The following is a 10,855-nucleotide window of genomic DNA, read 5'->3' as shown; positions in this document are numbered from 1 at the left end:
GAGATGGCGAAGGCGCCATCGGCTTCGGCCTCGACGAAGGCGGCATCGGCCAGCGTGTCGTGGTCCTCGCTGGCGACATCGCTCGGCCTGGTGATGACGCGGCGGACGAACTCCAGCCTTGTCTCATCGGCAAAGCGGACGCGGGCGTAGCCGATCACCGTGTCCTTGCCGGCGCCGCTTGGGCCGACGACGGCGACGAAAACGCCATCGCGGATCGGAAACGTCTCGGCCGACAATTCCCGCTCGATCGACGCCGACACCATCATGCGACCCGGCTTCCCTGCCGCCACACGGTGCGCACCACCGGGACATGGTCGTCGACGCGCACGCGCACCAGATCGGCGCGGCGGCCCTGTTCGATGACGCCGCGATCGGTCAGGCCAACCGCATCGGCCGGATTCTTCGAGACCATGGCGACGGCCTGCGGCAGGGAAATGCCTTCGACGACATCGCCGAGGAAGAACGCCGACTGGATCAGGCTGAAGGGAATGTAGTCGGACGACAAGATGTCGAGCAGGCCGTCGCTGGCCAGCGTGCGGGCCGAGACGTTGCCCGAATGCGAGGCGCCGCGCATGACGTTGGGCGCGCCCATCAGCACACCCATCCCGGCCTCTTTCGAGGCCCTGGCGGCCTCTTCCGTGGTCGGGAATTCGGCGACGCGCACGCCCTGCTCGATCGCCTCGTCGACATGGCCTGACGTGGCGTCGTCGTGGCTGGCCAGCACGATGCCGCGCTCCTGGCAGGCGGCTGATATCACCGCCCGGTTCGGCGCCGAATTGCGCGCCGATTCGGCCATCCGCTTTTCGCAGAACAGCTTGAAGTCGCGATCGGTCAGCTTCAGCTTGCGCTGGTAATAGTAGGCATAGGTCTCGAGATCGACGAACTGGCGCTGGCCTGGCGCATGGTCCATCAGCGACGCCAGCTTGACCCGCTCGTCGCCGTCGAAATTGGCGAAAGCCCTGAGGCAGTCCGGTGCCGAAACCTCGCAGCGCAGATGGATGAAATGGTCGGCGCGCAGACGGTCCTGCTTCACACTGTCCTCGATCGCGTCGGCCAGCTTGCGGATGTCGGCCGATGTCAGGTCGGCGTCTTCGTCCATGCCGACGCGCAAGGCGTCGAGCACGGTGGTGATGCCGGCGGTCGCTACCTGCGCGTCATGGGCGAGCACGGCGGCGATCGGATTCCAGCGCACCTTGGGCCGCGGCGCGTAGTGGCCTTCGAGATGGTCGGTGTGCAATTCGACCAGCCCGGGAATGATATAGTCGCCGCCCATGTCCTCGCCGATGCGGCTGATGCCGGATTCGATGCCGGCGATAAAGCCGTCGCGCAGCACCAGCGAACCTTCGACAATCTCGTCGGCAAGCACGATGCGGGCATTGTGGAGAACAGTCTCGGCGGTCATTTCAGGCAGTCCTTGAGGCGGTTTTTCTGGCCGGGCGGCGCCCGAGCGCGTGATGCGAGAGCACCATGAACGGTGCACCCGGTTCGGTTTCGACAAACAAGGTCAACGCATCCACCAGCACCTTCTGTTGCAGCACTTCCGCGAACAGGCTGTCGATCGCTGCGCGCAAACGAGGGCTTTCCTGTGACCCCGCCCGGCCGGAGAGCGTCATGTGGAAGCGAAAGGTTTCGAAGACATAGGGATAACCCCATTGGCAGAGATTGCGGAACTCGGCCGGCTTCAGCGAATCCGGGCTGCGCCGCTCGATTTCCGCTTCGCTCAGCGGTGCGCGAAACCGGTCGAAATCGCGCACCACGTCATCGGCGAACCGGTTGAGCGCAGGCACGGGCCCTTCCGGCACCAGTGCGAAGAAGCCGTCGATCTGGCTGACCACGAGACGCGGGATGGTCACCACCGGCGTCGCCTCGGCGAATTGGTCGAGTGCGGCGCGCAGCGAGGCTTCCGTCTCGTTGGCAGCCAGGCGGAAGGGGGCCTTCAGCGTTGCGTGAAAGCCATAGCGGCGCGCCGAAGCGGTGTGGAAAGCGACTTCCGCCGCCGACAGGTCCGCCACCGCTTCGACCGGCCTCGTCGCGGCGCCGAACGCGTCGCGGCCCAGCCAGTCGGCGGCGATCCGCGCCAGAGGCTCGTCCTGCCGGGGGGTGAAATAGAGGGCGTAGCGCATGGAAAGTCCTTGTCAGCTTCGCTGCCATAGGTGATTTCCATGACGAATTGACGAAGCCTTGCTGGCTTTCAGGTAACAAAACGCTGCGGCGGGGTCATTAGCCGACGATTTTTTCGTGCTGGACCAGGGAGCGAGTGCTCACGCAGCGACCGATCAGGCCTTCATCAACCACTCGTGCTCGGGCGCGTTGTGGAATTTCCACGTCCGCTTCGGTCCGGCCATGACGTTGAGATAATAGAGGTCGTAGCCGTGGCAGGCGGCGCAGGGGTGATAGCCCCCGGGCACCAGCACGACATCGCCATCCTCGATCGCCATCGCTTCGTCGAGCGCGCGATGGCCATTCTCGTCGGCATCGGTGTAGACGCGCTGGAAGGCAAAGCCCTGCGGCGGGTTGAGACGGTGATAGTAGGTTTCCTCAAGATAGGATTCAGCGGGCAGATTGTCCCGGTCGTGCTTGTGCGGCGGATAGCTCGACGTGTGGCCGCCGGGCGTGATCACCTCGACCACCAGCAGCGAATCGGCCGGCTTGCCCTCCGGCAATATGTTGGTGACATAGCGTGTGTTGGTGCCCTTGCCGCGCACCTCCTGGCCGAGATCGTCCGGTCCGATGACGCGAACCGGCAGACCGCCGCCAAGGCCCGGCGCCGAGCAGACCGCGAGTTCCAGTCCGGTGTCCGCCGTCACCGACCAATCCGATCCCTCAGGCACATACACCGACCACGGCTTGCCCTCGAAGGGCGACATGCGCTCGCCGAGCAGGCCGAGATCCTTGCCGCCGGCTGAAGCCTTGCCCTTGCCGGTGACGAACACCAGGCAGACTTCACGATCTTCGGTGTTTCCCGAGGCGCTTTCGCCCGGCTTCAGCCGATGCAGGTCGAAACCGACATAGGTCCAGCCGGCGCTTTTCGGCGTCACATGGGCGACGCGGCCATGGCCTTTGTCGGCTTTGACGAGCAGCTTCGACATTTTTGTCTCCTATTCCGTTGGCTTGAAGGACTCCGTGAAGCCAAGCCGCCTGTTTGAAAGGGCCATCGCAAATCTTCGGCCGGCGCCCTTCCAACTTCGTCGTCCTAGGGTCTGCGCCGCGTCGCTTCGCTCCTTGCTCCGCCCCAGGATGACGAAACGAGAAGCACTGCAAGCTAGTCGCCAACGCATGCGATCAGTTACTCCTTCGGCTCGGGCTCGACCGAAGGCTTCGCCTCGTCAGCGGGCTTGTAGAGATAAAAAAACTGCCAGACGGCGTAGCCGGCGAAGCCGAGCGCGATCATGCCCCAGAACGGCGTGCTGGTGGCGAACTCGATGATCGACCAGATGACGCAGACCGCGACGATGGCGGCACGCCGCCACAAAGGCCGGAAGAAGGGGTGTTCGGAATCTTTCATAGGGCCAATCTACAGCAATCGGTCTCGCCGGGAACCCGTCGCACCAGCCATTGGGAAACTAGACATTTGGAAAGCCTTGCGTCTCGACCGTATAGCCGGCGGCGGTCATGACGCGCATCAATTCCTTGTAGCCAACCTGTGCCATCCTGAGTGGCGGGTTCTTCTTCGGGTCCTGCTCGGCCTCGACCACGAACCAGCCCTCATAGCCATGGTCGGCGAAGCGCTGCACGATGGCGCCGAAATCGAGCGAGCCGTCGCCCGGCACGGTGAAGGCGCCCAGCGCCACCGCGTCGAGGAAGGATTGTTTGGTGCGATCGAGCTTTTCGATCACGCCCATGCGAACGTCCTTCACATGCACATGGCTGATGCGGGTATGATGGTTGTCGATGGCACGCAGCACGTCTCCGCCGGCGAATGCCAGATGTCCGGCATCGAGCAGCAGCGGAATGCCGGCTCCGGAATAGCGCATGAAGGCATCGAGTTCCGGCTCGGTCTCGACCACCGCCGCCATGTGGTGATGATAGGACAGCGGCATGCCCTGTTCGGCGCACCATTCGCCAAACGCGGTCAGGCGTTTCGCGTAAGCCTTCATCTCGTCATCCGACAGCTTCGGCTTGGTCGCCAGCGGCTTCGAGCGGTCGCCCTGGATCGAGCGGCCGACTTCGCCATAAACGATGCAAGGCGCATTCACCGCCTTGAACAGGTCGATCATCGGCTGGATGCGATCCTTGTTGCCGGCCATCTCCCCATCGACCAGCGTGCCGGAGAACCAGCCGCCGCACAGCGTGACGTCGGCGGCCTTCAGGATCGGCAGCATGATTTCGGGGTCATTGGGAAAACGCCGGCCCATCTCCATGCCGGTGAAGCCGGCCGAGCGCGACTGGCGCAAACATTCTTCCAGCGATACGTCGTCGCTGAGTTCCGCAAGATCGTCGTTCCACCACGCAATGGGGGACATGCCCAGTTTGGCTTTCAAGTCGTCACTCCAGTTTAGAACAGTTATCCTTTGGTTGCCGCCGCCCCTCATCCGCCTGCCGGCACCTTCTCCCCGTATAGTGACGGGGAGAAGGGGTCTAGCCGCGACCTCGGCGTCTTTCTTGCGACGGCGGTGATTGGCGAAACCGGTGGTGACAGCGTCCCTCTCCCCGTCCCTATACGGGGAGAGGATGCCGGCAGGCAGGTGAGGGGCAGCGCCGACCTCAATCACCCACACTCTGCATCTTCCGCTTTTCGTCATACGCCTTGCGCGCCGCGTTGACCTGCGGCCGTGCCGACACTTCCGGCACCGCCACGTCCCACCAATGGCCGCCGGCATCCGTGGAAACCAGCGGGTCGGTGTCGATGACGAGCACCGTTGTGCGCGTATTCTTCCTGGCTTGTGCCAGCGCGTTTTCCAGCCCGGCGATCGACGGCACTTTCTCGGCAATCGCCCCCATGCTCGCCGCATGCGCGGCAAAGTCGATGTCGGACAGAACCTCGTGGCGCGAGTCCTTCAGCAGATTGTTGAAGTTGGCGCCGCCGGTCGCCATCTGCAGCCGGTTGATGCAGCCATAGCCTCTGTTGTCGAGCAGCACGATAGTGAGCTTGAGGCCGAGCATCACCGAGGTGGCGATTTCGGAGTTCATCATCAGGTAGGAGCCGTCGCCGATCATGACGACGATCTCCTCGCCGGGCTTCGCCATCTTGGCTCCGAGCCCGCCGGCAATCTCGTAGCCCATGGTCGAGAAGCCATATTCGCCATGATACGATCCGGGCGCGCCCGCCTGCCATAATTTGTGCAATTCGCCCGGCAGGCCGCCGGAGGCATTCAGCAGCGTCACACCGGAGCCCATGGCGCGCTGCACGGCGCCGATCACCTGCGCGTCGGACGGGTAGGCGGCATTGGTCGACGCCGTCACCTTGGCCGCCTCGGCCTGCCAGGCCTTCTTGCCGGAGGACGCATTGTCGGTCCAGCTTGCCGGCGCCTTCCAGCCCTTCAGCGCAGCACCGAGTTCGGCCAGGCCCTCGGCCGCATCGGCGACCAGTGGCAGGGCGCGGTGCTTGCCGGCGTCGAAGGGCTGCACGTTGAGCCCGATGATGGTCTTGCCCGAATTCTTGAACAGCGCCCACGAACCAGTGGTGAAATCCTGCAGGCGCGTGCCGATGGCCAGCACGACATCGGCTTCCTCAGCCAGCCGGTTGGCGGCAGAAGTGCCGGTGACGCCGACCGCCGCCATGTTGAGCGAATGATCGTCCGGCAGCGAGGATTTGCCGCCTTGCGTCTCGCAGACCGGGATGCCGGCGCTCTCGGCGAATTTCGCCAGTTCGTCCGACGCCTGCGAATAGAGGACACCGCCGCCGGCGATCACCAGCGGTTTTTTTGCGCCCTTCAGCGCCGCTACCGCGGCGGCAAGCTCATGGCGATCCGGGCGCGGCCGGCGCTGGTGCCAGACCCTCTCGGCAAAGAAACTCTCGGGGTAGTCGTAGGCCTCGGCCTGCACGTCCTGGCACAGAGACAGCGTCACCGGGCCGCATTCGGCCGGATCGGTCAGTAACTGCATAGCTCGGCTGAGCGCAGGAATGATCTGCTCCGGCCGGGTGATGCGGTCGAAATAGCGTGAAACCGGACGGAAGCAGTCATTGACCGTCGCCGTGCCGTCGGAGAAATCCTCGGCCTGCTGCAGCACCGGATCTGGAATGCGGTTGGCGAAGACGTCGCCCGGCAAAAACAGGACGGGCAACCTGTTTACATGGGCGAGCGCCGCCGCTGTCACCATGTTGAGCGCGCCGGGGCCGATCGAAGAGGTCGCGGCCATGAAGCGGCGGCGGAAATTGGCCTTGGCGTAGGCAATCGCCGCATGCGCCATCGCCTGTTCATTGTGGGCGCGGAAGGTCGGCAGCTCGTCGCGCAGCTGATAAAGCGCCTCGCCGATGCCGGCGACATTGCCGTGGCCGAAGATCGCCCAGACGCCGCCGAAGATCGGGACTTTGCTCCCGTCGATCTCGGTCATCTGGCGTGACAGGAAGCGGGTCAGCGCCTGCGCCATTGTCAGGCGGATTGTCTTGCTCATGGTGTTTTCCTCCGCAGTCCTATTCCGCGCCTTCTTATGCCGCCTTGCGGCCGCGCGCGGCAAGCCACGCATCCGTCAACTGTTCGAAGCGCTGCGCCATGTCGGCGATCGCCTCGTTATCCGACATCTTGCCGGCCAGCCATTGTTCGGCCGCATGGACGAAGATGGTGCGGCCGACGGCAAAGCCCTTGACGATGGGCGCCTTGGCGGTGGCGGCGAACGCCGCTTCCAGCTCGTCCTGCGGCGCTTCCAGGCCCAGCAGCACGACGCCGCGGCACCAGGGGTCGTGCTTCAGGATGACGGCCTCGATCTTCGCCCAGGCGCCGCTCGACGCCTGCGGCTCGAGCTTCCACCAGTCCGGCTTGATGCCGAGCGCATAGAGCTCTTCCAACGCGCGCGGGATCGTCGTGTCATCGAGCTTGCCATGTTTGCCGGCAATGATCTCGATGAGAAGTTCCCTGCCGACCTTCCGCGCGCCTTCGAACAGGGCTCGCAACTTCTGCTGCTGTTCTTCCTTCAGCGCCGCCGGATCGTCGGGGTGATAGAAACACAGGCATTTGATGCAATGGTCGACCGGCCATTCGACAAGCTGCGAGCCGATGTCCTGCGAGAATTCGAAGCGCAGCGGCCGCGAACCCGGCAACTCTACCGGCCGCCCGAGCCAGGCGAAGGAATGCCTGGCGAATTCGAACATTGCCTTGCGGCCGTGTTTCTCGTCGATCAGCATGCCGTAGCCGTCGCGGCCGGCGGCGACCTTCGCAGCCGCCTTGACTGCCAGCACCTTGAATTCTTCGATCCGTGCCGGATCGGCGCCGGCCTTCGCCGCCACATCCTCGAGCTGCACGCGGTGGTCGCAGGCGAGCGCCATCAGCGAGGGAATGTCGCGCCGGCGCGTCGTTGCCCAATGGATGTGGTTGATCGCCTCGTCCTTGCGCAACGCCAGATGCTCGCTGCCGTGTTTGAGGAAGAACCGCAGTTCTTCGAAGGTCGGATATTCCGGCGCGCAGAGCAGACGCGACACGGCGAAGGCGCCGCAGGCATTGGCCCAGGTCGCCGCTGTCGCATGATCTTCGCCACCCAGCCAGCCGCGCAGGAAACCGGACATGAAGGCATCGCCGGCGCCCAGCACATTGTAGATCTCGATCGGAAATCCCTTGCCGACGACACCGTCCTCGAGATCGTCGCTGATCGGTCCGTCATAGACGATGCAGCCCATGGCGCCGCGCTTCAGGACGATGGTGGCGGACGACAGCGAGCGGATCGTCTTCAAGGCGCTCAGGCAATCGTCGGCGCCCGACGCGATCATGATCTCCTCCTCGGTGCCGACGATGAGGTCGCAATCGGGCAGCACCGTCTTCAGCTGCGCCGAGACCCGGTCCGATTTCACATAGCGCTCGAACCCTTCGGCATGGCCGGCGAGGCCCCACAGGTTCGGCCGGTAGTCGATGTCGAACACCACCTTGCCGCCCTTGGCCTTCATGATGCGGATCGCCTTGCGCTGCGCGGCATCGCTGTTGGGCCTGGAAAAATGCGTGCCGGTAACGACGATCGAGCGCGCCGAGGCGATGAAGGCCTCATCGATGTCCTCCGGCGCCAGCGCCATGTCGGCGCAATCAGAGCGATAGAAGATCATCGGCGAGACGCCTTCGTCCTCGACCGACAGCAGGACCAAGGCGGTAAGCCGCTCCTTGTCGGTCTTCAGCCCGTCGACATTGACGCCTTCACGCGTCAGCTGCTCGCGGATGAAGCGGCCCATCTGCTCGTCGCCGACGCGGGTGAGCAGTGCCGAGCGCAGGCCGAGCCTGGCCGTGCCGACCGAGATGTTGGCCGGGCAGCCGCCGACCGACTTGGCGAAGGAGGTGATGTCCTCCAGCCGCGAGCCGATCTGCTGCCCATAAAGGTCCACGGAAGCGCGACCGATAGTGATAACGTCGAGCGGCGCGTATTCAGCGTCCACGGCTTCGCTCATTGGAACCTCCCGTCGGCCTTGTTGTGTTGGGGTACACGCGCGAGCGGCAGCGTGGCGCCGGGAATATGAAATAATAATTCCAATCCATAGTCAATATGGAATGAGTGTTCCTTCCGTGAAAAGTGCCTTTTCGGCGATGGATCAGGCCTTGCGCTTGCGGCCCGTGTCGCGTCGCTTCTCGCCGACGCCGACGGTCAGCGCCATGGCCAGCGCCATTGTCGCCGACAGCGAGCGGAAGCCGGCGAAATCGGCCTCGGCAACCTCGAACCAGACCTTGGCGAACTGGGCGAGCGGCGAAAACGAGCTGTCGGTGATGGCGACGATCGGCACGCCCTGTTCCGAAATGCTGCGCGCTTCCTCGATCGTGGCCGGTGCGTAGGGCGAGAAAGAAATGGCGATGACGGCATCCGCCGGCGTCGCGAAGCCGATCATCTCGGCATTCAGCCCGGCCGCCGATTCGATCAGCTGGTTGCGGATCTTCAGCTTGCCCAGCGCATAGGCGATGTAGGACGCCACCGGATAGGAGCGGCGCTTGGCCAGCACATAGATGGTCTCCGCCTTGGCCAGCAGGGAAATGGCCTCTTCCAGATGCGCGTCGTCCAGCGTGCGCGAAATGTCGTTGAGCGAGGTCGAGGCGGCGGCGACGAAGCCGTCGAAGATCGCCCGGTGGCCGGCACCGCCCTCTGCCTTGGCGCGCAACGCCTGCAGCCTTTCGTCATAGGATGAGTTGCGCTCGCGCAGCCGTTCGCGAAACACCTGCTGCAGGCTGGTGAAACCATCGAAGCCAAGCTGCTGGGCAAATCGGATCAGGGTCGAAGGCTGCACGCCGGCCGAAGCGGCGATGCTGGCGGCGGTGCCGAAAGCGATATCGTCGGGATTGTCGAGCGCATGGGCAGCGATCTGGGCGATGCGCTTCGGCAGGCTTTCGCGCCGCTCCAGGATGGTGGTGCGCAGCGTCTCGAAATCGCGAGGTACCCGTTCGTCCATCGTCGCTCTGTCCAGGCTCATGCGTGAAGCGTCCCTCTGTGCCTCATCATAGCGAGCCTGCGCAAGAACACCATAAAAAATGAGGCAGACATTCCATTCCAGGGAAAAATGGACTAATTCATCCACGCAGCGCTTCAAGCAGTGGAGAAACGGAAAATGGTCGGCGTCGGTCTCATCGGTACGGGTTTCATGGGCAAGTGTCACGCCATCGCATGGAGTGCCGTCGGCGCCGTCTTTCCGGACGTTGCCAAGCCACGGCTGGTCCATCTCGGCGAGGTCAATGAAGAGCTTGCCCGGCGCAAGGCGGGCGAGTTCGGTTTCGCCAAGGCGTCGGGCGACTGGCGCGCCATCGTCAACGATCCTGACGTGGATATCGTCTCGCTGACCACGCCCAACCAGTTCCATCCGGAAATGGCCATCGCCATCCTCGAGGCAGGCAAGCATCTGTGGTGCGAAAAGCCGATGGCGCCGAGCTTTGCCGAGGCCGAGGCGATGGCAGCGGCGGCGAGAAAGTCCGGTAAGGTCGCGGCGCTCGGCTACAACTACATCCAGAGCCCGGCCATCCGCCACATCGGCGCTTTGCTGGACGAGAAGATCATCGGCGAGGTCAACCATCTGCGCATCGAGATGGACGAGGACTTTATGGCCGACCCAGAGGCGTTGTTCTTCTGGAAGCACGAAGCCGCGTCAGGCTATGGCGCGCTCGACGATTTCGCCGTGCATCCGCTGTCGCTGGTCTCAGCCTTGTTCGGCCGCGTCGCCAGTGTCATCTGCGACATGGCCAAACCCTATGCCGATCGCAAGCTGGCCAGCGGCGGCCGCCGCGCGGTCGAAACCTACGATATAGCCAGCGTGCTGATGCATCTGGAAAATGGCATTGCCGGCACGCTGCTGGTCAACCGCTCGGCCTGGGGCCGCAAGGGCCGCATCGCCGTCCAGATCTTCGGCTCGAAAGGGTCGATCCTGTTCGACCAGGAACGATCGAACGAATTCCAGCTCTACCTCACATCAGACCGGCCGACCGAGCAGGGCTACCGCACCATCCTGGTGGCGCCGCACCACAAGCCTTATGACCTCTTCGTGCCGGCGCCAGGCCATGGCCTCGGCTTCAACGATCTCAAGATCATCGAGTGCCGCGAATTGCTGACGCGGCTTGAAGGCAGGCCGGCGCGGCTCATCGAGTTTGCCGAAGGGCTGGAGATCGAGCGCACGGTGCACGCGATGGCGCGCTCGTTCGAGGAGAAGCGCTGGGTCGATGTGCGGTAAGGCGGCGGCACACCTTCTCCCCTTGCGGGAGAAGGTGGCCTCGCGAAGCGAGGTCGGATGAGGGGTGCTCCAGGGAAC

At 64.1% G+C, this 10,855-nt stretch carries 9 protein-coding genes and 1 pseudogene; 1 reads left to right on the top strand and 9 read right to left on the bottom strand.

Annotated features, from left to right (window positions below):
- The 9 genes and pseudogenes from EOC06_RS23610 to EOC06_RS23570 all read right to left on the bottom strand — a co-directional run.
- Positions 1-266, bottom strand: a pseudogene (locus EOC06_RS23610) (phosphonate metabolism protein/1,5-bisphosphokinase (PRPP-forming) PhnN); the annotation flags it as partial.
- A complete protein-coding gene (locus EOC06_RS23605; protein ID WP_127269078.1) occupies positions 263-1,402 on the bottom strand; it encodes an alpha-D-ribose 1-methylphosphonate 5-triphosphate diphosphatase in 1,140 nt (379 codons plus the stop codon). The pseudogene EOC06_RS23610 and the gene EOC06_RS23605, both read right to left, overlap by 4 nt.
- A gap of 1 nt (position 1,403) precedes the next feature.
- Complete coding sequence (locus tag EOC06_RS23600) at positions 1,404-2,123, bottom strand: DUF1045 domain-containing protein (RefSeq protein WP_128308919.1); 720 nt, start codon at positions 2,121-2,123, stop codon at positions 1,404-1,406.
- A 153-nt stretch (positions 2,124-2,276) separates the two neighbouring features.
- Positions 2,277-3,089, bottom strand: coding sequence for a 5-deoxy-glucuronate isomerase (iolB, locus tag EOC06_RS23595; protein ID WP_128308918.1), 813 nt, complete (start codon positions 3,087-3,089; stop codon positions 2,277-2,279).
- A 197-nt stretch (positions 3,090-3,286) separates the two neighbouring features.
- Positions 3,287-3,505 carry a DUF3329 domain-containing protein gene (locus tag EOC06_RS23590; RefSeq protein WP_128308917.1) on the bottom strand — a complete coding sequence of 73 codons (219 nt, stop codon included), beginning with the start codon at positions 3,503-3,505 and terminating at the stop codon, positions 3,287-3,289.
- A 58-nt stretch (positions 3,506-3,563) separates the two neighbouring features.
- On the bottom strand, positions 3,564-4,481 hold the full coding sequence (iolE, locus tag EOC06_RS23585) for a myo-inosose-2 dehydratase (RefSeq protein ID WP_128308916.1): 918 nt from the start codon (positions 4,479-4,481) through the stop codon (positions 3,564-3,566).
- 223 nt (positions 4,482-4,704) lie between these two features.
- The gene (iolD, locus tag EOC06_RS23580) at positions 4,705-6,555 is read right to left on the bottom strand and encodes a 3D-(3,5/4)-trihydroxycyclohexane-1,2-dione acylhydrolase (decyclizing) (protein WP_128308915.1); all 1,851 of its coding nucleotides are present in this window, start codon (positions 6,553-6,555) and stop codon (positions 4,705-4,707) included.
- 34 nt (positions 6,556-6,589) lie between these two features.
- Entirely contained in the window at positions 6,590-8,524 is a 1,935-nt protein-coding gene (gene iolC / locus EOC06_RS23575) for a 5-dehydro-2-deoxygluconokinase (RefSeq protein ID WP_128308914.1), read from the bottom strand.
- Positions 8,525-8,665: 141 nt separating this feature from the next.
- Entirely contained in the window at positions 8,666-9,511 is an 846-nt protein-coding gene (locus EOC06_RS23570; RefSeq protein ID WP_164762714.1) for a MurR/RpiR family transcriptional regulator, read from the bottom strand.
- Positions 9,512-9,667: 156 nt separating this feature from the next.
- On the opposite strand from EOC06_RS23570, the gene EOC06_RS23565 reads away from it, so the two are divergent.
- Positions 9,668-10,777, top strand: a complete 1,110-nt coding sequence (locus EOC06_RS23565) for a Gfo/Idh/MocA family protein (protein WP_128308913.1) — start codon at positions 9,668-9,670, stop codon at positions 10,775-10,777.
- The last annotated feature ends 78 nt before the right edge of the window (positions 10,778-10,855 follow it).

It is taken from the genome of Mesorhizobium sp. M7A.F.Ca.MR.362.00.0.0 (genome assembly GCF_004023175.1).
GTDB lineage: Bacteria > Pseudomonadota > Alphaproteobacteria > Rhizobiales > Rhizobiaceae > Mesorhizobium.
The sequence above is the reverse complement of the archived record's forward strand: the minus strand, read 5'-3'. Positions and strand labels throughout refer to the sequence as shown.

Coding starts and splice junctions, on each gene's coding strand:
- EOC06_RS23605 (WP_127269078.1), bottom strand. CDS start 1,402: ATGACCGCCGAGACTGTTCTCCACAATGCCCGCATCGTGCTTGCCGAC.
- EOC06_RS23600 (WP_128308919.1), bottom strand. CDS start 2,123: ATGCGCTACGCCCTCTATTTCACCCCCCGGCAGGACGAGCCTCTGGCG.
- iolB (WP_128308918.1), bottom strand. CDS start 3,089: ATGTCGAAGCTGCTCGTCAAAGCCGACAAAGGCCATGGCCGCGTCGCC.
- EOC06_RS23590 (WP_128308917.1), bottom strand. CDS start 3,505: ATGAAAGATTCCGAACACCCCTTCTTCCGGCCTTTGTGGCGGCGTGCC.
- iolD (WP_128308915.1), bottom strand. CDS start 6,555: ATGAGCAAGACAATCCGCCTGACAATGGCGCAGGCGCTGACCCGCTTC.
- iolC (WP_128308914.1), bottom strand. CDS start 8,524: ATGAGCGAAGCCGTGGACGCTGAATACGCGCCGCTCGACGTTATCACT.
- EOC06_RS23570 (WP_164762714.1), bottom strand. CDS start 9,511: ATGGACGAACGGGTACCTCGCGATTTCGAGACGCTGCGCACCACCATC.
- EOC06_RS23565 (WP_128308913.1), top strand. CDS start 9,668: ATGGTCGGCGTCGGTCTCATCGGTACGGGTTTCATGGGCAAGTGTCAC.